The 21,602-nt window shown below is 58.5% G+C and carries 19 protein-coding genes and 3 pseudogenes; 17 read left to right on the top strand and 5 right to left on the bottom strand.

The window, feature by feature from the left end:
- Window positions 1-26: 26 nt before the first annotated feature.
- The 10 genes and pseudogenes from QA648_RS35340 to QA648_RS35295 form a co-directional block, all read left to right on the top strand.
- Window positions 27-269, top strand: a complete 243-nt coding sequence (locus QA648_RS35340) for a hypothetical protein (protein WP_283054839.1) — start codon at window positions 27-29, stop codon at window positions 267-269.
- A 32-nt stretch (window positions 270-301) separates the two neighbouring features.
- Window positions 302-3,253, top strand: coding sequence for a hypothetical protein (locus tag QA648_RS35335; protein ID WP_283054837.1), 2,952 nt, complete (start codon window positions 302-304; stop codon window positions 3,251-3,253).
- A 167-nt stretch (window positions 3,254-3,420) separates the two neighbouring features.
- A pseudogene (locus QA648_RS37125) lies at window positions 3,421-6,057 on the top strand (hemagglutinin repeat-containing protein); the annotation flags it as partial.
- A 104-nt stretch (window positions 6,058-6,161) separates the two neighbouring features.
- Window positions 6,162-8,732 (top strand): hemagglutinin repeat-containing protein, encoded by a 2,571-nt coding sequence (locus QA648_RS35325; RefSeq protein WP_283054836.1) that lies wholly within the window; start codon window positions 6,162-6,164, stop codon window positions 8,730-8,732.
- Entirely contained in the window at window positions 8,729-9,019 is a 291-nt protein-coding gene (locus tag QA648_RS35320) for a MafI family immunity protein (protein WP_283054835.1), read from the top strand. Before QA648_RS35325 ends, QA648_RS35320 begins: the two co-directional genes overlap by 4 nt.
- A gap of 90 nt (window positions 9,020-9,109) precedes the next feature.
- Window positions 9,110-9,793 carry a hypothetical protein gene (locus QA648_RS35315; protein WP_283054834.1) on the top strand — a complete coding sequence of 228 codons (684 nt, stop codon included), beginning with the start codon at window positions 9,110-9,112 and terminating at the stop codon, window positions 9,791-9,793.
- A gap of 28 nt (window positions 9,794-9,821) precedes the next feature.
- Window positions 9,822-10,166: a hypothetical protein gene (locus QA648_RS35310; RefSeq protein WP_283054833.1), complete on the top strand. Its 345-nt coding sequence runs from the start codon at window positions 9,822-9,824 to the stop codon at window positions 10,164-10,166.
- Window positions 10,167-10,232: 66 nt separating this feature from the next.
- Window positions 10,233-10,553: a hypothetical protein gene (locus QA648_RS35305; RefSeq protein ID WP_283054832.1), complete on the top strand. Its 321-nt coding sequence runs from the start codon at window positions 10,233-10,235 to the stop codon at window positions 10,551-10,553.
- Window positions 10,554-10,750: 197 nt separating this feature from the next.
- Window positions 10,751-11,752 (top strand): IS30 family transposase, encoded by a 1,002-nt coding sequence (locus QA648_RS35300; RefSeq protein WP_283054831.1) that lies wholly within the window; start codon window positions 10,751-10,753, stop codon window positions 11,750-11,752.
- Between the two features lie 125 nt (window positions 11,753-11,877).
- Window positions 11,878-12,066: pseudogene (locus QA648_RS35295) on the top strand (helix-turn-helix domain-containing protein); the annotation flags it as partial.
- Between the two features lie 21 nt (window positions 12,067-12,087).
- Here QA648_RS35295 and QA648_RS35290 read toward each other — a convergent pair.
- Window positions 12,088-13,305, bottom strand: a complete 1,218-nt coding sequence (locus QA648_RS35290) for a branched-chain amino acid ABC transporter substrate-binding protein (RefSeq protein ID WP_283054830.1) — start codon at window positions 13,303-13,305, stop codon at window positions 12,088-12,090.
- A 337-nt stretch (window positions 13,306-13,642) separates the two neighbouring features.
- Here QA648_RS35290 and QA648_RS35285 point away from each other — a divergent pair, with 337 nt between their 5' ends.
- Entirely contained in the window at window positions 13,643-14,044 is a 402-nt protein-coding gene (locus tag QA648_RS35285; RefSeq protein WP_283054828.1) for a nitroreductase family protein, read from the top strand.
- Between the two features lie 477 nt (window positions 14,045-14,521).
- Here the strand turns inward: QA648_RS35285 and QA648_RS35280 are convergent.
- Window positions 14,522-14,821: pseudogene (locus tag QA648_RS35280) on the bottom strand (dienelactone hydrolase); the annotation flags it as partial.
- A 207-nt stretch (window positions 14,822-15,028) separates the two neighbouring features.
- On the opposite strand from QA648_RS35280, the gene QA648_RS35275 reads away from it, so the two are divergent.
- The 4 genes from QA648_RS35275 to QA648_RS35260 all read left to right on the top strand — a co-directional run bounded on the left by QA648_RS35275 (window position 15,029) and on the right by QA648_RS35260 (window position 17,006).
- The gene (locus tag QA648_RS35275) at window positions 15,029-15,355 is read left to right on the top strand and encodes a PadR family transcriptional regulator (RefSeq protein ID WP_283054827.1); all 327 of its coding nucleotides are present in this window, start codon (window positions 15,029-15,031) and stop codon (window positions 15,353-15,355) included.
- Window positions 15,352-15,924, top strand: coding sequence for a DUF1700 domain-containing protein (locus QA648_RS35270; protein WP_283054826.1), 573 nt, complete (start codon window positions 15,352-15,354; stop codon window positions 15,922-15,924). Before QA648_RS35275 ends, QA648_RS35270 begins: the two co-directional genes overlap by 4 nt.
- A 33-nt stretch (window positions 15,925-15,957) precedes the next feature.
- Complete coding sequence (locus QA648_RS35265; protein WP_283054825.1) at window positions 15,958-16,665, top strand: DUF2807 domain-containing protein; 708 nt, start codon at window positions 15,958-15,960, stop codon at window positions 16,663-16,665.
- An 89-nt stretch (window positions 16,666-16,754) separates the two neighbouring features.
- Window positions 16,755-17,006 (top strand): transposase, encoded by a 252-nt coding sequence (locus QA648_RS35260; RefSeq protein WP_283054938.1) that lies wholly within the window; start codon window positions 16,755-16,757, stop codon window positions 17,004-17,006.
- A 574-nt stretch (window positions 17,007-17,580) separates the two neighbouring features.
- Here the strand turns inward: QA648_RS35260 and QA648_RS35255 are convergent.
- Both QA648_RS35255 and QA648_RS35250 read right to left on the bottom strand, forming a co-directional pair.
- On the bottom strand, window positions 17,581-18,798 hold the full coding sequence (locus tag QA648_RS35255) for an IS3 family transposase (RefSeq protein WP_283054824.1): 1,218 nt from the start codon (window positions 18,796-18,798) through the stop codon (window positions 17,581-17,583).
- 62 nt (window positions 18,799-18,860) lie between these two features.
- A complete protein-coding gene (locus tag QA648_RS35250) occupies window positions 18,861-19,070 on the bottom strand; it encodes a hypothetical protein (RefSeq protein WP_283054823.1) in 210 nt (69 codons plus the stop codon).
- A gap of 51 nt (window positions 19,071-19,121) precedes the next feature.
- Here QA648_RS35250 and QA648_RS35245 point away from each other — a divergent pair, with 51 nt between their 5' ends.
- Both QA648_RS35245 and QA648_RS35240 read left to right on the top strand, forming a co-directional pair.
- The gene (locus QA648_RS35245; RefSeq protein WP_283054822.1) at window positions 19,122-19,583 is read left to right on the top strand and encodes a hypothetical protein; all 462 of its coding nucleotides are present in this window, start codon (window positions 19,122-19,124) and stop codon (window positions 19,581-19,583) included.
- Window positions 19,584-19,637: 54 nt separating this feature from the next.
- Window positions 19,638-20,360 (top strand): alpha/beta hydrolase, encoded by a 723-nt coding sequence (locus QA648_RS35240; RefSeq protein ID WP_283054821.1) that lies wholly within the window; start codon window positions 19,638-19,640, stop codon window positions 20,358-20,360.
- A gap of 174 nt (window positions 20,361-20,534) precedes the next feature.
- Here the strand turns inward: QA648_RS35240 and QA648_RS35235 are convergent, their stop codons facing one another.
- Complete coding sequence (locus QA648_RS35235; protein WP_283054820.1) at window positions 20,535-21,524, bottom strand: hypothetical protein; 990 nt, start codon at window positions 21,522-21,524, stop codon at window positions 20,535-20,537.
- Window positions 21,525-21,602 lie beyond the last annotated feature (78 nt).

Raw genomic sequence — 21,602 nt, 5'->3', positions numbered from 1 at the left:
TCAGCGGCAATGCTGCGGCATCGACCATGGAGGCTGCCGGCGCCATCGATGTCAGCGCGGCCACTCTCACTGCCGACGCGATCACCGGGCACCAGGACATCACGCTTGCCGGTGCGGCTACCGTAAATGGCCAAGTCCTCGGCGGCGGCGACATCACTATCTCCGGCTCGGGATCACCGCCGGCGCCATCGTCTCCGGTGTCGATTTCGCAAGCACCGCGGCTGCCAGCGGCAATATCATCCAGACATCCAGCGGCGACGTCTCACTGACGTCGACGGGCGATCTTGCCATCGGCACGCTGTTGTCCGCCGGCGACCTCACCGCGCAAGCGCTCGACCTGACGGCGGGCAGCATCACCAGCCATGGTACCGTCGATCTGAAGGCCAGCGGCACGACGACCGGAACCGGTCGCGTCGATGTCAGCGGCCAAGTGCTGTCGGCCGGCAATCTCACCATCGACGGCAGCAGCCTCAGTGCCGGCCTTCTGGTGTCCGGCGTCGATTTTGCCGCGACCGATGCGGCCGGCGGCAATATCGTGCTCGGATCATCGGGCGCCATGAACCTCACCGTCTCCGGCGATGCCACAGCCGGCACCATCCTGTCTGCTGGCGACTTTGCTGCGACGGCTGCCGATCTTCAGGCCGGCAGCATCACCAGCCACGGTAAGGTCGGGATCAACGGCAACGTCGATGTCACCAGCCAGATCCTGGCAGCCGGTGATCTCACCATCAACGGCGGCAGCATCAGCGCGCCGGTGCTGATCTCCGGCATCGACTTTGCCGCCACCACCACAGCCGGCGGCAATATCGTGCTCGGATCATCGGGTGCCATGAACCTCACCGCGACAGGCGATATCGTCTCGCAAATCATGTTGTCGGCTGGCGACTTTACGGCACAGGCGGCCAATCTTCGGGCCGACGGCATCACCAGCCACGGTAAGGTCGGTATTCTCGGCAATGTCGATGTCAGCAACCAGGTGCTTGCCGCCGGCAACCTCACCATCAATGGCGGCAGCATCAGCGCCCCCACCCTGATCTCCGGCATCGATTTTGCCGCGACCAATGCCGCCGGCGGAAGTATCGTGCTGGCATCGTCCGGCGCCATGGATCTTTACGCCTCCGCCGGTCTTGCAACGTCGACCATGCTGTCGGCCGGCGATATCGACGCCAGCGCTGCCACCATTACAGCCGGCGCCGTCACCGCCCATGGCGATGTCACCCTTGCCGGCAGCAGCAGTGTCATTGTCACCGGCCAGCTTCTGAGCGCCGATGATGTCTCGCTCTCCGGCCAGGCCGTCCAGGTCGGTCAGGCCGTCACCGGCGTCGATTTTGCCTCTACCGCGCAATCGTCAAACGGCGCCATCGCTCTCGGATCTAGTGGCGATCTCGACATCGTTGCGACAAGCGTCACGGCCGGCACGTTGATCGTTGCCGGCAGTCTCGATGTGGCGGCCAGCGCCCTTACCGGCGGCAATATCACCAGCCACGGCACGGTGGCGATCGGCTCGTCCACCAGCCCCGGCGCGATTGCGATCAACGGCCAGCTTCTTGGCGCCAGCGACGTCTCGATCACCGGATCCAGCATCAGCGGCAATGTCATCGTCGCCGGCGTCGATTTTACCGCCACCAGCCAATCGGCAAGCGGCAATATCGTTCTCGGCAATGCGGGTGATCTGACGCTGCAGGCGACGTCCGGCGACATCTCTGTCAGCAGCCTGATGGCCGCCGGCAGCATCACCGCCAATGCGGCGGGCAATGTCAGCACCAATGCCGTTGCCCATGGCGACCTGACGGTAAATGCCGGCAATGCGATCACGCTTAGCGGCCAGTCGCTGGCCGCGCGCAACGCCAATCTTGCTGCCCGGTCGATGACAATCAACAGCCTGGTGTCCGGCGTCGACTTTGCCGCCACCAGTGCGGCCTCAGGCGGCAGCCTGATGCTGCAGCACACCGGCGCGATGACACTTGCCGCCTCCAGCGGCAGCATCAACGCCAATGTACTGCTCTCAGGCGGCAGTGTTGCCGCCACGGCAACGCAGAACATCGGCTATGCCAGCCTGCAGAGCCTTGGCAATGCCACGCTCACCGCACCCGGTTCCATCAGCTATACCAGCACCACCCGTGTCGGCGGCAATCTCACCCTCAACACCGGCGCCCTCGATCTTTCCGGCAGCCGGGGCAGCGCGATTGCCGGCGCCGGCACGCTGATCGTCAACGCATCCTCCGCCAACCTCTCCGGCAGCAATCTCGTCTTCGGCGGCCTGACACTCAATCTTTCCGGCAACGCCGACCTCTCCAATGCTGACGTCAGCGCCGTCACCAACGGTGGCGGCTCAGGCGACATCACCGTTTCCGCCGCAGGCCTTACCACGACGGCCGGCACCTCGCTGCTTGCCGCGCACGACCTGACGCTTAATCTGCCGTCGCTCGGTAATGGCGGTCAGCTCGCCGCCGGCAACGATCTCACCTTCAACGTATCAGGGGATTTCTACAACAGCCCCTCCGGCCTCGTCTTTGCCGGCAACAACGCCAACTTCTTCGTCGGCGGCGTGCTCACCAATGATCAAGGGGCTCTGCTGTCCGGTAATGGTCTTGCCATTGCAGGGCCAGGCGGTGGTCGCAATGGCGCCGTTGTCAACTCCGCCGGCCTCATTCAGTCCGGCGGCAGCATGTCGATCCTGACCAACGGTCTGACCAACACCACGACCTCCGGACCGGTGATCCAGCGCAATGTCCAGATCTCCAACACCATCCTCAGCGCTTATGATCTGATCACCGAGACCTACAAGTGCGAGACGCGGTGCGGCACCGGCTCGGGACAACATGAGCCGACCTATGCCTGGACGGAGACCGTCGACCATCTGGTGAGCCAGATCGTCTCGCAGGATCAACTGATCTCCGGCGCCGGCGCTTCGGCCAAGATCCGTGCCGGTGGTCCCTTGACCATCAATGCGATCAATCTGACCAACGCCTATAGCTCGATCGAGTCCGACAGCAACATGCTGCTGACCGTCGCCGGCACGCTGACCAACGACGGCACGACGCTGAACCGCACCATCACGACCACCTGCGACAGCTCCACCCCTGCCAATATTATCCCGATGTCATCAAATCCGACACGACGCAGGGCGGTCCGGATTGCAGCGGCCCCAACAATCCCTGCATCGGCAGCAACGATCCGTCGCTCACCTATTCAAATAATCCCAACGGTCATCGTGACGCTTCCAAGGACCTTGCCGCCGGCTCCACGGTGAGCCTACAGGCGATCGGCGCGATCTCGGGCGTCATCGAGGCGCGGGGCGCGCTCGTCATCAATGGCGGCGGCACGGTCAACAACGTCGCCGCCAATGGCTCGATCAACGGCGGGGTGGCTATCGATGCTGCGGCGACGGCGAGCAATCCGCTCGGCGCCTTGAACAGCATGACGGCCGGCGGCGCCCTGTTCAACGTCAACGCTTCGCTCGCCAGCGTCGCCGCCAATGGGGGTGCCAGCCTCAGTAGCGGCCCGTCGCTTGCAAGCACTAGCACAACGATTGCCAGCGGTCCGACGGTCAATGGCAGCAGCCTGACTGCAGGCAGTACCTCGATCAGTAGCGGTAGCTTGACGGCGAATGGCAGCGCCTCAGTGGACGGGAACAGCGTGGCTGTCGCTAACGGCGTTTCGATTAGCGGCGGCAGCCTGACAGCGAATGGTAGCGCCTCGCTGAGCGGCAACGGCGTGACCGCCGCCGGCGGACCTTCGATCAATTCGACTGCCTTGACCACCGGTGGCGCCTCGGTCAATCCCAACAGCTTGATGGGCAAGCTCACCGCCGCCATCGGCAACAGCGGCAATCTTGCCCAGATGCTGCAGGTGAATGGCGCTCAGCTCGCTTCGCTTGCCAAGCCGCAAAGCGGCGGCGTCGGCGGCACGGTGCCGGGCCAGGTCTTCCTGTTCGAAACGCGGGCAGCCTTCCTCGACGTATCGAAGTTCTACGGCTCGGCCTATTTTATCGACCGGATCGGCTATACGCCGGAGACGCAGGTTCCCTTCCTCGGCGACGCCTATTTCGACAACCAGCTCATTGACGAGCAGTTGCGGCAACTGGTCGGCGATGGCCTCGGCGCCGGCTCCTTCATCCCCGGCAACAATGCCACCGATCAGATGAAGACGCTTCTCGACAATGGTGTCGCCTATGCCGAGGCCAACGGCCTTGCCCTCGGCCAGGCGCTGACGCCCGAGCAGGCGGCGTCGCTCACCCAGTCGATCGTCATCTACCAGACCGAGATCGTCGACGGTGCGCAGGTGCTGGTGCCGGTCGTCTATCTCTCGGCCGCCGACCGCGCCAAGGTCAACAACAGCGCCGCCGTCATTGCCGGCAACACGGTCAGCATCGATGCCGGCTCCGTCGACAATTCCGGCGCGATCGCTGCCGCCGACGGCATGACCATCAATGCCACCGACATCAAGGCCAATGGCGGCGTCTTCCTCGCCGGCGGCAACATGAACCTCAATGCCACCAACGGCATCACGCTGGCCGCCCAGACGATGAACATCGGCGGCCAGACCGTCGTTGCCGCGAACGGCGGGGTCACCGCCGGTGGCAATCTGAAGATGGATGCCGGCGCCGGCAGCCTGACGCTCACCGGCACCAAGGTCGCCGCCGGCGGCTCGGCGCAGCTTTCCGGCAAGACCGTAACGCTTGGCGCCGTCAAGCAGGACAATGGCGGCACGCAGGCGCTCATCGGCACCACTGTGACGACGGGCGGCAATCTCTCTATCGCCGGCACGAACGGCGTCAACATTATCGCAAGTTCCGCCAAGGTCGGCGGCGACCTTTCCGTCCTCTCCTCGAACGGTTCGGTCAACATTATCTCCGCCGGCGTCGAGAACACCGTCCTCACTAAAGACCGGCTGAGCCTTGCCCAAGGCGGCACCATCACCACGACCGCCAGCCAGATGCAGCAGGGCTCGTCACTGACCGCCGGCGGCGCCATGACCGTGTCCGGCAATCAGGGCGTCTTGATCGCCGGCTCGACGCTGGATGCCAAGGGCAATCTTGGCATCGTCTCGACGAACGGCAACATCGCGATCACGGCGACTGAAGATCAGACTACGAGCCAGTCGAAGACGATCGCGGGTGTCGCTACCGGTTATAAGGGCGGCAGCTCGTCCTCGACTTCGGTGACCAGCAACGGCTCGTCGATCACCTCCGAGAACGGCAAAGTGACCGTCGAGGCTGATGCCGGCAATCTCAGCGTCATCGGGTCCGATATCGCCGCCAAGGGAGGCACCGCCACCCTGGTCGCTAAGGGCGACATCACCATCGGCGAAGCGGCCGACAGCGCTTCTTCCTCAAGCAAGTCCGGAAATACCAAGAGCAGCGAGACGACGACCACGGCTGAGGGATCGACGATCTCCGGCCAGACCGGCGTAGACATCGCCTCCAGCGGTGGCAACGTCACGATCTCGGCTTCCGACGTCACCGCCGGCGATGCGACCCACACGGCTGGCGCTAATATCAGTGCTGCCGGCAACATCGTCGTCGCCTCCGGCAAGGATACGGAGGAAACGACCTCCGACCAGAAGTCGAGCGGCTTCCTCTCCTCCAAGAAGACCCATACGCACACCTACGACGAGGATACCGTCGGCTCCTCCATTACGGCATCCGGCAACGTCAACGTCGCCGCTGGCGGTGAGACGGTCGTTTCCGGCTCGAGCGTCACCGCCGGCAACGATCTCAGCCTCTCCGGCTCGACCGTCACCGTCATGGCGGCAGAGGAAGAGCACGAGAGCGACAAGCAGACGAAGAAGTCCGGCATCGGCGTCGGTTCGGGCGGCGGGTTTATCTCGATCTACGGCAGCCACGATAAGACGATCAGCGAAAGCTCAACGGATAACGTCGGGTCGACACTCACTGCCGCCAATGGCAACATCATGCTCAACGCCACCAAGGGCGATCTCAACATCATCGGATCCTCGATCGCGGCGACCAACGGCGATGTCACGGGCAAGGCCACCGGCGACATCAACATCCTGCCGGGCCATGAGAGCGATGATACCTCGAAGAGCGACAAGCGCTCCGGCTTCGGCATCAGGTCTCGACCAGCAGTGGCGCCTCGATCGGCATCGGCGTTGGCCGCTTCACCGACCAGGTCAACCAAAGCGCCGACACCAATGCGGTGTCGACGATCAACGCGGGTGGCGACATCACACTTAAGGCGGGCGATACCTTCAACGACCAGGCCGGCCAGATTACCGCCGGCGGCGGCGTCAACATCACCGGCGCGAACGGCATCAATATCCTTTCCGGCAATGACGTCACCAACTTCGACGAAGTGGCCACCAGCTTCTTTGCCGGCGTCAGCGTCGGTGTCTCCTCGAGCTTCGTTAGCGCCGGGCAAAGCATCGAGAATCTCGCGTCCAAACTCGGCAATGTCACAGATGGTTATTCGGCCGCCAACGTCGCCTTTGCCGGCATGAAGGCCTATGAGGCGCTTTCCAATCTCAAGGACAGCGTCGCGGCCGGCAATCTCGCCTCCGTCTCACTGACGGCCGGCTTTACCTATTCGAAGACCGAGACCTCGGTTTCGAGTTCGACGCCGGTGCTGCCGACGATCTCGGGCAGCTCGGTCGACATCTCGACCAACGGCGATTTTGTCAGCCGCGGCCTGCAAATCTCAGCGCAAGCAAACCCCGATCGATCCGACGAGATGAACGGCAGCGTGCTGATCTCGGCCAACAACATCGATATGGCCGGTGCGCAGGCGACGACCGACGCTTCCTCGCGCAGCGAGTCGGCCGGCGCCAGCATCGGCGTCTCCGTCGGCGTCGGCATCGGCGGCGCGACCGGCATCACTCCGACCGCCAGTGTTTCGGCCGGCCAATCGAAATCGTCGAGCTCGTCGACGACACAGGTCATCTCCACCGTCAGTGCGACAAACAACATCACCTTCGTCTCGAAGGGCGACACGACGCTCGACAACACCATCTTCTCCGCCGACACGATCGAAGGAGACGTCGGCGGCAATCTTTCCATCATCTCGACGCCGAACACCGGCAGCCAATCGAACAGTTCGTCCTCGCTTGGTTTTTCCTTCACCGGAGGCACGATCGGAAAGACGGAAGGTCTGGACCTGCTGACGGCAAGCAATGTCGGCACGGCGCTTGGCGGCCTCACTCTTGGCGGCGTGCAGCCGGGCTTCGGCTCCGGCAAGGGCTCCACCAACTGGATCGATACGCCGGCTGGGCTTTATTCCACCGGCGACCAGAACATCACCGTCGGCAAGAACACCAACCTGAAAGCCTCCGGACTGATCTCCACCGATGGTCAGGTCAATCTCGATACTGGCACGTTGACCTGGTCCGACTTCGTCGGTTCGCAGAAATACCAGGGCTATCAGGTCGATGCCAATATCGACCTCTACAGCGGCAAGGACGCCAACGGCATAACGCAAAACAACAGCAGTGCGGAGGGCAAATACCAACTCGACGACGTCGAGCAGTCCGTCAAGGCCACGATCTCGAATGGTGGCACGGCAGGAAATGTCACGATCCGCAATGCCGACCAGCAGGCTTCCCTCGAGCAAAGCGGCGCCACCCGGCCTTTCAATCAGATCAATACCGATCCGTCACAACAGAACGTCATCACCAAGGACAAGCATATCGACCTTGAACCATATGTGTCGGTCCAAAGCTTGCAGGCTGCTGCTAATGCAGGCCAAACGTTCGTTGAGGCAATTGGCAACGCGCTCGATAAGATGGTCGCCGATCTGCGGATGTCTTCGGATGACGGTCAAGCGGCGCGGAAAATCCTATTGAACCTGAATGATGAGGAGCTTCGCGCTGCACTGATTAGCTGCGCTCAGCAGGCCAGCGGCGCTGGTTGCTACGGAATTGACCCGTCATATGGCGCCGTTTCGTCCAATCTCGCGCGCACGATTATCGGTATTGTCACCGTGACCAGCTCAGAGGACAAAATCACTGTCCAGGAGACCGGACAGGAAGTGGATCCCAAAGAGGAAATTCCCGCAAGTTGGGAAGATCTGAAGGAGGAGTTCGAGGAGCTAAATGGTCCAACCCTGCGCCCGACAATTGCGTCGCCTAGTCAGGTGATACTGCCGGAAAGTCTCTCGTGGCTTGACCAGGGCAGCGGTATTGCCGTCAATGGCTCAGGCAGCTTGTTCCGCAGCATTGGCACTACAGAAAACGGTAGCGAGCCCGAGCCCGTCTATGAGGAGCTGGGTCCTAGCGGTGAAGCGACAGAGAAATACGTAACCCTCGATAGCGGCGGAAATCCGATGGTTGTGGGTGGAAATACCGCAATCAACATTTTTGGGAATAGCAACCCCGGCTCGTCACCAGCAGCAGTCGAGCTCATCCCCGACGCAAGTGAATTTGTTGACCTCCTTTCGCCGGAAGCGCGCCAACATATTCTATACGGTGACGGACCGACAAGCGGAGGTCATTATCCACCAGGCAATCCTGGGAAGACTTTATTCCCGTCAACGTTGACTCCTGACCAAGTGATTCATGACATTGGTGATATCGCAACATCCCCGAGTACGCAGTGGTACGCGCAAACAGGCACTGGCGGGCAGTACACCAATGCGGGAACACCGGCAAAATGGGTAGCGTGGGAAACCAGGAATGGCGTGCAAATACGTGTTGTCTACCAACCGGCAACGGGTAAAGTGATCACAGCGTTTCCAGACGCCGGTGGTCCTCCAACAGGGCTCAAACAAATAAAATGAAAATTGCTGACATCGAAAAGAACATAAACTTACTTGCTCATTCACTTAGTGGAAAAATCGAGCAGTGGCGGATTGACTTTGCCATGGAGTATATTGGCCATGGCGAAAGTAAACTTGCCTTTGAAACGCTATGCGAATATATCTGCGAGGCGAACGCCGATATAAGTCTTGAAGACTTTGAGGTTATATTAGCAATTTCATACTCTGGATACGAGTTGCATCCTCTATTGTTGATATACTTGGCAAAACTCGTCGGCGACGTTCCGAACTCTCCACCTGCACCATAATTGGCCCCGTCGACTCGCAGCTGGGATTTTGGCCAGTCTTCCTCGATGCCGCCGGTCAAGGGCCGGCTAGGGCTGCAAGGTATACTCCAGTTGAGAAAGAAACCAAGGTTGCGTTTAAAGACTATTGCCGCTTGGTGCACTATTAGCTTTTTGGCAGGTTGCGCCGGGACCCCAGACCCCGCCAAGGTCGCTGCGCAGCAACATGAAGGGTCTTCACAGCTTCTGGCAAACAAGAACAAGAAGGGCTCGCTCCTTCTTGTCCGAATGGTGGATTCGCCGCTGTTGGGCGACGTGGATTGCAGCGGTTACATCACTTTGCGCAGGGTCAATGCGGGAAAGCCAGACGAAACGGAGCCGCCTGTATCTATCGGTTCCGCAGTCGCGTATCGTTTGCAAAACCCAAACAAACTGGTACTAGGCCAGTTGTTCGCTGCGACCGCGCAGAAATATGCACGATGGTTCGTACCCGTCGCCCCTGGTCGCTACGTCATCACCTACGCGAATTGCAGCTATGGAAATGTCACCATTGAAGCGGGGGGTGACCAGGACGGACTCTTCGGCAGAACATTCAGCTACGTCCACCCATTTGGGGGTGATGGTGCCATCACGATCAGCGAGGGGAAGATCGTTGATGCTGGGTACATCCGACTTGAAGGAACGCGTAGCGACCCGCGCGTGGTGGGATCGGAAGCCACACCTGCCGAACGCGACCTTATGAGGAGCGTCATGCCGGATGCCTATCCTTCGATAACTTTTACGAAATTCGGTTCGTAGCTCCCCGGACTTTCAAGGATAGAATGATATGGCAAACGATAACCTGAGCGATGACAGTCTGGATTCTTTTGTGATTGGCGGCGTTACCTTCTTCCGCCCGCCAAGTATGGGAACTTCGCCTGCAGCGGTCCAAGCGAGTACTATCGTGGATCCGCGAAAATTTTCAGACTACATTTCCAAACCAGGGCTGCTGAACCAGTTCGGTATCACAAGGTTTGGGGCCCCGGCCTTGTTCGTAAAAGGTGTGGAAGTGAAGAAGTTAGCAGTGGCTCTACTCAGAAAAGAAAAGATTTTCTCCAGAGTTATTCTCAGACCACAACTGATGTGTGGATTGCTTGGGGCCCTGTTTACGTTGTGGATGCTCGTGACGTGAACTCAAGCCAATTCATCGATGAACTTGACGTGACTATAGTGGTGCCAAATGGCGGGACGTTAACCAATGAACTTCATCAATGTAACGCACGAATATGGTCTCGTGATACGAAGAGCTGCATTGGTTGAGCGTGGGGTCGCTCTCGATGACCTACTCTCAGCCATGAAGGTTCGAGGGCCGTTAGATAGCGATGCGCACCTGATTTCATTTGGGCCATCTTTTGGTCAGGAAGCACTTGAGGGCCTCGTGAAGGTGCTTTCAGCCCTGGGTCTGCGGTATTTCGACGATTTTATTGACATAGTGGGTGATTATCCGCGCTGGTGTCAGTTCAAGGTCGGCTACGCCGCTGAGAACGACGACCAAAAGAACCGCACTATGACAGTGTGACGCGCGGCATGACTGGACTTCAATGGTTATTCGATGATGGGCCTAACACTGCGGTCTCTTGAAATGATCTTCCCCTGACGACCGTCAGGATAAGTTCCATAATTGTTATTATGCCTCAAACGCTTGTAGCCGGGTACATTCTATTTCCAAGTGCGACATGCCAATGATTTCAATGGCTTCACTTTGGAGATTTTGGCATGTCCTGCTGCTATCAGCAATTGACCCTCGCCGATCGACGGCGTCTTCATCACCTAGTCGAGCGCAAGGTGCCGATCAACGAGATGGCCCGCCAGCTCGGTCGTCACCGCTCGACCATCTATCGCGAAATCAGGCGCAACACGTTTCATGACCGCGAGCTTCCCGAATACAGCGGCTACTTCTCGACGGTTGCCGATGACATCGCCAAGGAACGGCGCCGGCGCTTGAGGAAGCTGCGGCGCCATCCGCATCTGCGAAGCATGGTCATCGAGAAACTGGAGGCTTACTGGTCACCGGAACAGATCGCCGGCCGTCTGCTGTTGGACGGCCTGAGCCTTGTTCGCATTTGCAAGGAGACGATCTACCGCTTCATCTACGGCAAGGAGGATTACGGGCTCGGTCTTTATCGCTATCTGCCGGAGGCGCGCCGCAAGCGCCGCCCGCGTGGCTCCAGAAAGCCACGAAATAGCGTGTTTCCCGCCAGTCATCGGATATCGCAACGACCTGATTTTATTGGCAATCGGACGAGGTTCGGTCACTGGGAAGGCGACCTTTTGATCTTCGAACGCGAGCTCGGTCATGCCAACCTCACCTCGTTGGTCGAGCGCAAAAGCCGCTACACCGTGATGATCAAGAACCAAAGCCGGCACTCCCGTCCGATCATGGACAAGATCATCGGAACATTCTCTCCTTTGCCAGCCTTTGCTCGCCAGAGCTTCACCTTTGACCGCGGCACGGAGTTCACCGGCTTCAGGGCTTTGGAAGATGGCATCGGCGCGCGCAGCTGGTTCTGCGATCCCAGCGCGCCCTGGCAGAAAGGTGCGGTGGAAAATGCCAACAAGCGCATTCGCCGCTTCATGCCAGGTGATACCGATCTTGCAGCCGTCTCTCAGCGCGACCTGACCCACCTTGCCCGCCATCTCAACGATCAACCGCGAAAATGCCTCGGATACCAAACCCCGGCAGAAGTGTTCATGGCACATTTGCAGGAAGAGGGGTGATCCCCTACCCTAGACGCCGGCGTGATGCACTTGGGTTAGCTTCTCCACCGCAAAGTTAAAGTGTCCTGATCCTGCAAAGTTAGAATGTCACTCTCCCCGGGTTTTGATGACCTGGGAGATTGCGGATGGGATTGATAGCGATGAGCGAGCGTGACCTGCAGCGGATCGAGATTTTGTCGAAGGTAGTCGCCGGCCGCATGACGTTGGTGTCGGCGGCGCACGTGCTTGACCTGAGCGAGCGCCAGGTGCGGCGGCTGCTTGAGCGGATCCGGACTGACGGCGCAGCGTCGATCCGCCATAAGGCGATCGGCCGTTGTTGAAGCTTCAACTCAACTTCAGTTTCCCTGGGGCGTCTCGTTGATTGGGACAGTCTTGCCAGCTTTCCACATGTAAAATGAGAAGCTCGGTGGCATCCTGTTTCCCGTTGCCTCGTCGATCGCTACCGGAATAGCCTCGTCTGCGCTCAGTCGGACTGCAACGGCCCTAGGATCGAGATAGATAGTTGGTTTCCCATCCTTTATATCGGTCACGAGGCTGAATTCGCTATGACCGTAGCACAGTTCATCTTTAATGCCGCTCGCCACCTCGTGGACAGCCGCATAGGAGCGCAGCGTCAGGTCCTCGACTGGAGTCTCATGCGCCTTGAGTGCTGCGCGGGCGCTTTCTAAATCGGTGGTCAGCGTCTCGCGAGGCGCGTCGGTGAAGATGGTGCCATCAGCTTCCTTATGAGCGGAGGTCTGGTAATTGACGTTCGATAGGGCATCACCGCCGATGATCTGCAGCTTGACGGAGCTTTCCCGCAATTGCTGCACAAGCGTGTCAAGTCCCGGATAGTGGCCCCCGTAATAGATGACCTGCACCCCTGTTTGTTTCAGTTTCTCCACGTCCTGCTTTTCCGCCTCGTGCCTGTAGTCATATACGCTAGGGTCAACGGAGATCGTGAGCGCTTCGGTTACGCCGCCTTTGTTGAGGGTCGTCTTAAAAGTGTCCACCAGAGGCTTGCTATAGTTAGTCTTGTCATCGAGGATGGCGATCTTTTTGTCCTTAAAATTCCTCAACACATAATTGGCGGCTATCACAGCTTGTCGGGGATCGTTGCGATAGCATTCGGTGGAGAGATTGCTCGTCCGTCCACCGTCGATGAGTTTGGGCAGCGGAGAAGTCTTTGTCAGATGTGAGAGGTAAGTACCTGCGAGGGCCAAAATATCTGACGGAGACTCGGGGCGTACCTGGATAGGGGGCGGAGGATCAAAAACCGCCGCCTCAATGACGAAGTTGACCTTTTCGTCGAGAAAGTCCTTGGCGATGGATGAGGTTTTCAGCGGATCGCTGGTGTCGTCGCCAAATTTCAAGAAGAGGTTATCGCCAAGGATGCCACCATTCTTATTGATTTCATCAGCGGCGGCTTGCATTGCGCTTTTGACTTTATTGCCGTCCGCAGCGCCCGGACCCGTCAGGGGCGCGATGATGCCGATCGTGAAGTCAGCATGCGCCGGGGCGACAAAGGCTAATGAGGCCGCGAATGTCGTGCCCAGCAGGGCATGGTTTTTCATAAAATCTCCTAGAGGGTGTTCCTAAGCAGAGATGACCATAATGCGTCGTTCCTGAACGGCCACTGAATAGGTGTAGCGGCATATTTTTGCTATCTTTTGTTGCGATGTTCGTGGCGTGCGAAGTGGATAGCGAGTTTCATGAATGGTGCAGCCAGGCCGGGCCGAGCGACCTGCGGCGGGGATTCGCGACCGGTCGGAACCTTGGAGTCGAAGGACATCGCGCCGATCCGGTGCCGGCGGGGAGCACGTCCGCATGAATCGAGTTTGATGCGGCGCGCCTTGCTGGACGTTTGACATATGCCTCCTAGACCACGGTGTGATTACGCCAGAGGTGGTCATGGACGTATATGAGGCAGTCACAAGCCGCCGGTCGGTCCGCGGATTCAAAGAAAAGCCCGTGGCGAGAGAGATCCTTGAACGCGTGCCGTCCGCCGCGGCCCGGTCACCGTCAGGATCGAACATTCAGCCTTGGAACACTTATGTGATGACCGGCGCGGCGCTGGCCGAACTCAAGACGGCTCTGTTGCAAAAAGCCCTTACCCAGCAATCAGGATCGAAAATGCCGAACTGCCGGAAGCTATCTCGCTTCAGTCAGATGCTTGCGGAAGAATGCGAGTACCGTGGCATTGAACTCCCTGTGAAATGCGGCGCGATCAAAGTCCGGCGGGTCTACACAGATTGCCGGCACAGCTTTTGCCAGTGCTGCCGGACAAGGAGGCAGAAAGTCGAAATGTTGTGAGTTCGGAACAGTGTGAAACTCGGGCTTTTCCGGGAGCTGATTGGCAGTCGCCATGACACTTTCCGGCGTCACACCATCCCCGCCGCGTTCCGATCTCCAAATCTGTACCGGCACCTTCACCGTCTTGAAGCTCTCTGGCGTGAAGAAGATGCTGAGCGGGTCGGCGATCACCGCGACCTTGATGCGTGGATCGTGGGTAAGTTCTGGCAGACCTCCCTTGTGGACTTGATCGCAAACAGGGCTGTTGTTGCCGTCGCACAGTCTGACGTTCTTGTTGAAAAAGGGATTGGCGCCGATGGCGACGAGCCCGGTGTATCCTCCACGGGAAAAGCCGAACAGTCCGATGCGCGCATGGTCGATCGTGCTTGCTGCAGGCCATGGACCGAGAATGAAGTCCAAGGCGCGCTTGATGTCGAGCGGCCTTTCGACGAAGACCGAAAGGTCGTCGATGTGGCTCTTATCCAGAGCGTTGTCGCCTGGGTGACTGATCGCCACAACGACGAAGCCTGCGTCCGCCAATGTCGTTGCCGTATCATGATGGCCGACAAACGCGCCGCCCTTTCCATGCGACATGATAATAAGGGGCAATTTTTCCCCTGTTATGGGACAGTCTTTTGCGGCGGCGATGGTGAAAGGTCCGACCTTAAGATCGCTGACCGGCTGCGCGCACGGATACCAAACACCTCCTCCGATCGCCGGAAGCGCACCGTCGCCCGGCACCTCAATCGGTCGGAAGCCGGCAGCATGCGCCAGCGGGGTCGCAAGACAAAGGGACATGGCAAGCATGAAGCCAAGACGAACCACTATGACAACTCCTTAAGCGAGAATTAGGCGCCCGGGATCAGGCGATGTACATTTTTGTCAGGAAGCAGCCTTGAATCATTGGAGTTTCCCACGGTGCCGGACCGCGATCACCTTCGTGATGAACAGTACCTTGCATAAACAGATAGCTTGTTATATCCATGCTGTAAATTGGAATCTTTCATGACGGACTCGATCCAAGTTCAATTACGAAAAGGTGCGCTCGATCTATGCGTGCTCGCCGTACTGTCACGGGGCGAAAGCTATGGCTATGAGATCGCCAGCACCTTGGTTGCTGCCGTCGGCATGGGAGAGGGAACGATTTACCCTTTGATGCGGCGGATGCAGAATGATGGCTTGGTGGCAACTCGTATCGTCGAGTCCAGCAATGGGCCCCCACGCAAGTATTACCGGCTTACGCCGCTCGGCCGGACGATTTTCGAGGCCCATCGCCACGATTGGCGTTCCTTTGCTGATGCCGTCGACAAACTGCTTGAGGATTTGCCATGACCAGGGACGTTTTCTTACGCATGCTAAGACTGCGACTAGCCGGTCTCCCCTCTCAAGAGATCGAGGACATCGTCGCCGATTACGCCGCCCATTTCGCCGAGTCCGATGCTTCGGGTCGCAGCGAGGCCGAGGTCGCGGCCGCGTTAGGCGATCCAGCCAGAATTGCAAGGGAACTGCGAGCGGAGGCAGGGCTGCGGCGTTTCGAGGCTCATTGGAGCGTGTCAAATCTGCTGGCGGCCGCCACGGCGCTGGCGGGCCTTGCCATTGTCGATATTCTTATCCTGTTGCCATTGCTGATCGTGACGATCGTCATCACGCTTGGCTTTGCGATCGCGCTGGCGGCGATCGGCGCGGTCGGCGTCAAGATCATCTTCACCACATTGCTGTTCCACTTTGGCGAACCGATCGTCGGATTAATGGCACGCCTGTTTATCGGCGCCGGATTGGTCAGTTCCCTAGTGGGCGGCGGCGCTTTGCTATTAATCGGAGTGGGCGCGGGCACACGCATGCTCGGACATTATGCCCGGCTGCATTTCCGCCTGGCTCAACTGGACAACGACCACGTTTGAGCTTTGTAGACAACACGGAAAAGGAACCGGACAGTGAAGGGAAAATTGGCTTTCGTTGCGACGACGGGACTGATCGGTGCCGTCGTCCTTCTCGCGCTGGGTATCGGGCTTTCGGGCCGAGACTGGGCCGACGCGAGGCAGCTGTGGGGCGCAATACCCTCCGCCTGTGCATCCACAACATCCGCCAAGCCGCAGGTCACGCTGGCGCTCACCGCCGGTGACAGTCTGGCCATCGATCTGCCGGCTTCGGTTCGCTATCAGCCGGGCGGCAAGGCAGAGGTTGTCGTGAACGGCGACCCTACTCTTCTTGACCATGTGCGAATGGAAGGTCACAGGTTGAGCCTAGATTGTGATGCCGGCTGGTTTGCATCCAAACTCGCTGTCAGCGTGTCGGGACCGGCGATCACTGATTGGAAGCTGCTCGGCAGTGGTGACCTAACCTTATCGCAGATCGATCAACCTCAGTTGAGCTTGAGCATCCGGGGGAGCGGCCGCGTTGCCGCCAGTGGAACTGCGGATACGGTCGATGTGGACATCTCGGGTTCGGGCGCAGCGCGGCTTAAGGAACTGACTGCCAAGTCCGCGCAGATCAAGATTCGCGGCAGCGGCGACGCGCAAATGACAGCACAGACAGATGCGGACGTCTTTATCTCCGGGAGCGGCAACGTTGAGCTATTCGGCCGCCCGATCCTGCGGCGCTCGGAGATCAGAGGCAGTGGCCGCATCGTACAAGCGCCGTAGCCTACCGTGCCAAATGCGCTCGTGAAAACGGCTTGCCTGTCGGATTCAAAATAAGCCTCGATTTGCTTGGTTTCGTTCTGATCCGTGCGGTGTGTGCCTCAGTTATCCACGGGATCAGGCCGGTTATACCGCTGAAGCCAAACCGGAAAGACCGTCCCGTCTGCGACTTTCGGGCCCATAAGGATCGAAACCGTATCGAGCGCCTGCTCAACAAGCTCAAGCAGTTTAGGCGCGCAGCCACCCGCTACGACAAAACGGCAAAGCCGTTCGCTGCTTTCCTTGCTCTGGCTGCCGTTCGCGTCTGGTTGCCATCATTCACCGGAATGGTCCGCGAGCCATGATGTAATCGCAGCCTCCTCAGTTCGGACGTCTCTGTAGGCCGAGCTGATCTTACTCAGTACCGTCTCATCATCCGTATCTATCTCGTAGAACGTGCTGTCGACGCCTCGAATCGTAACCCATTTCTTGTCTGACTGCGTCGGTCCCCAGCCGACAAACTCGCCCCAGATAACCTGCCGTGTATTCTCGGCAAGGGCTGCTAGATCGGGGCCGGAAACTCGGGCGTCGTACTGCGCCAATTCCTCCAGTCGCTCGCCGCCTTCACCTGTGGCCTCGAACCATTCGTGCCCCGGTTTGGATGCAAACCAGCCGTCATCTGCTACCGCATTACATAAATCCCCATCACGACATATGTAATAATATTACAATACTCGACCTCGGTAAGTTGGCTAAGACTGCGTCAATCTCCTTATGCAATCAAAGCAATTACCAACGGCACCCAGAAACGTGGAGCTTCACCAGAGGTGAGAACTCTGCGACCCTGCTCTCGGAGGCAATCATTCGTTTGAAGACCATCCATTTAGCATCCCAGTAGATCGTATCGAATTGGAGTTGCCCCCAAAAGACCGGACATGCTCAGGTTTGAGATTGCGAGCTGATGAACTCGCGCGGCGATTGATATCCTAAAGCACTGTGCGGGTGAAGATTGTTGTAATGCTCGAACCAGAACGGCAGTTGAGCGATGACGGTTTCAGCGTCGGGGGTTGGATTCACCGAGACGTAGTCGCGCTTGAAGGTTTTGACGAACGCCTCGGCCATGCCGTTCGATTGCGGGCTTCGCACCGGTGTCGTGCAAGGTTCCATGCCGATGTCGCGGAGCAAGGATGCCGTGTCCCTGGCGATGAAGCAGGAGCCGTTGTCGGTGAGCCATTCGATGGGCTCGGATAGCATGTTGATGCGGCCGAAGCGGTTCTCGACAGCGGTGATCACGAGGTCCTGCACGTCTTCGCTCTTGATGCCCTCGGTGGTGGCGACATGGGCGATTGCCTCGCGGTCGCAGCAGTCGAGGGCGAAGGCGACGCGCACCTTCTCCTTGTTGTCGCAGCCGATCTCGAAGCCGTCGGAGCACCATCTGATGTTTGAACGCTCGACGGCGACCCGGCCGTCGTGAAGGCGATCATTGACCGCTCCGGTATGACGCACCAGCAGCAGATTGTGCAGCTTCATCACCCGGTAGACACGCTTGGCATTGGGCCACGAACGCCCCAGTTTCCGGGCATTCCGACGCAGGATGGCATGGACACGCCGATAGCCGTAGGTAGGCGTATCGGCGATGACGGCCTTGATGTCCTCCAGCAGCTCACGATCAGGTAGTGGCGGGCGTCCTCTGGCTTTGGAAGGGGAGCCTGCGGCGCGCGCGGCGATATTCGAGCGGGCGACACCCAAAGTTTCGCAGACGGTCTTCATTCCAAAATCCCCCTCGGAAGAGAGAGCGAGCGCAACAGATGTTTTTGGGCCACCGGCGATTTCGAGGGCTTCCTTCAGGATTTCGCTCTCCATCGTCTTCTTGCCCAACAGGCGTTGCAACTCCTTCACCTGGGCCTGAAGCGCCCGGTATTCGGAAGCCGGAACGACCTCCTCCTCGGCGGCCGTCGCCGTCAGTGCCCCTTGGGACGCCAGCTTGCGCCACGCAAACAACTGGTTCGGCTGGATACCGTGTCGACGCGCGACGATGCTCACCGTCGCGTCCGCCTCATAGGTTTCGTGGATGATCGCGAGCTTCTCTGCCGTGCTCCAACGCCGCCGACGTTCCGGCCCGGAGAGGACTTCCATCTTAAAATTGCTGCTAGTCATATTACCAACATTACTCCTACCCACTTAGCTAAGTGGTGGAGCATGTCCGGGCCTTTCGGGGGCTAATTCACGAATGCCGCATTTTCCAAAATTTTCAGCTTTCCGCAGAGGTCGATGAGAAAAGAAAGGTAGTGTGGGATGCCTTCCGTCAAAAACACCCCGCTGCCTTTGACGGAGCTTTGTTGCGCATGGCTAGCCATGACGTTGAAAACGGCCGCCTGACTATCTATGCCAATCGCACGTCGTTTTCCGCATAAGTAGCGACGCGCCATCCCGGATTTCTTGAAGAATATCCCGACGCGAAGCGCGCTGACCCGACAGGAATGACCGCCATCGTTTTAACGAAGGATCGTTCCATCATTGTCACCAAAAGAAGCCTTTCGGCGGATCAAAATCCTGGCGCACTTTATTTCGTCGGAGGCTACGCTGACGCGCCTGATGAAGGCGATGTGGTCGATCTTTTCAACGAAGCGGCGCGCGAGGTCATGGAAGAGATTGCCGTCGCTGATCTCAGCCGATCTACCTCATTGGCGATCGGCATAGCTTATGATGCCGTTTTCTGCCACCCAGAACTCTTCCTTCTGACCGTCAGCCAATCCACCGCTGCTGAGATTCTTGAAGGCGCTCACAATGCGCCAGATCGCAACGAAGCGGCTGAGCTCATTGCATTACCTTTGATCGACATTCTCGAAGAGCGAGGGCAATTGGCTACGGCACCCAAAACGTGGAGCTTCATCAGGGGAAGAACATTCCTCGCACGGCATTTGCTTCAATGTTCCGTGTAGAGTTCCGGATATATTTGCCGCTTTCGGACCGTCCCCATAAGCAAGAGAAGCAAAATGTTTAAAGCATTTAGAGCATGCTGCCTTTCTTTATCTTTTGTGAACTCCACTCAGGCGATGGGCCAAGATTGGCTGTCTGTGAACGGTGGAGAGACCATCACCATAGAAACCACGCAGAACATTCTCATGCGCGCCAGTCAGCCCAAGGGAAGCATTCTGTTGCTGACCGGCGGCGATGGGCGGCTGAATGTGAGTGCGGACGCTCGCTTTAGCGATGGCGCGACCAATGTTCTCATCCGCAATCGTGATGCCTTCCGGGACAAAGGCTTTAACGTGCTGCTCGTCGAGCTCGGAACTAATCTCACCGCGGCCACGGATTTCATGGCCGGTCTCAAGCGCCCCGTTACCATTGTGGCCACGAGCAAGGGAACGCAACGCGCGGCGGAAGGACTGCGCCAGGGCGCGCGTCCGGACAAGCTGGTTTTGACTTCCGGCTTCCTCAGTAAAGAATCCGGTCCGACCAAGAGCGTCGCCGCAATCCTCGGCAAGTCGGCGCTCCTGCCTACGACGCTCGTCATACATCATCCAGAAGACAATTGCCGCTTCACAAAGCCCGTCGGGGTGGCACCATTTAGAGAATGGGCCGGGGCGAGCGCTGAAGTGAAGTGGTTGAGCGGAGGAAGCGAACAAGGCAATCCCTGTACCTTCAGCGCGCATCATGGCTTCGCCGGGCAGGATGCCGAATTGGTGGCTTTGATCGCCGATTTCGCTGATCAATAGAAGGGCGTTTGCTTCCTCGATGCCCCTCTGCCGCTGTCATTGGTCTACGTGAACACTCGCATACCGCAAACTGTTCTGGTCGAGCCGAAATGGATCGTCCGGATGACCAATAGAAGGCGCCATTTTGAGGACGTAGTCCTTCTCCGACTAAACGGAATCTGTGCATCAGCGCGTTTAAGCTACATTTCTTGGAATAAGACGCGCAACCCTGGGGAGATTATCACGCCAACTGACGCAACTCCTTTGCTCCGGCGCCAACGCATGGGAAAGTTCAGCGATTTGGGCGCGGGATAGGCCGGATCGTTCACAGAAGAACGGATGCCGCGGTCTGCGTGAGAAGTAATTGTAATAAATCGCACAACGATCGCGGGATATGGCAGGTTTGCCGCGGTGGTACAGGCTGGCCGTATCACTGAAGATGACAGTTCCCGCCGGACCCGTGCAGGTGACGATATCGCGATCAGTGACGGGGCCGCCGAGCCTTGCCTCAAGCGATTCCTGACTGAGTATCGGATACGTGAATTTGTCCGCCAAGTCTCCGGTGATGACGTTCGGGCGGACCACCTCCAATGGGCCACCGCCTTCATCTACATCGTTGCAATAGACCGCGATCTTGATCATCCTCCGATCCTCGCGATCTCGATGCCACTTTCGCGTGCCAATCTGCCGGCCATCCGCAACGGTATAGAACAAGTTCAGTCCGTCATAGGCGACTGGAAGGCCGAGATAGGCCTCGACAATGTTCAACAAGCGCTGATTCAACCCCCAGAGGAAAATGGAAGGGTTACTCGTGATCTCATCCGGCGTCGCCATGATCGTCTCCCAACCATGGTAAGCATTTTGCCGGACGCGCTGCTCGTAGGTTTTGGCGATTAACCGGGCAGACGCGAACATCTCACTATTGAGCGGCAGACCGAGCGACGCTAGAGTGGTAACGTAAACGCCGTCGCGGTTTAGTCCCTCGACAATCTCAGCATCTTGGTCGGAAAGCTTCGGAAGCCTTGCCAAATGGCCAATGCGCGCTTGCTTATATGAGGTGCGAAGCCGAGCCTCGATCGCTGGAAGATTGATCACCCAAAGCGCCAACTCTGACGGCAAATTGCGCAATCGGCGATAGATTTTCCTAGGGATGGTGTTGCGCACCGTACAATCCTCATCAACCATGCCCCCCGTCAGAGGTTGTTTCAGAATTCGTGGCGCCAAGGAAGATGGGAGCGATCTTTGATCCCCAAAAATATGGGA

Source organism: Rhizobium sp. CB3171, assembly GCF_029714265.1.
Lineage (GTDB): Bacteria > Pseudomonadota > Alphaproteobacteria > Rhizobiales > Rhizobiaceae > Rhizobium.
This window is presented reverse-complemented; position numbering and strand designations above follow the sequence as displayed.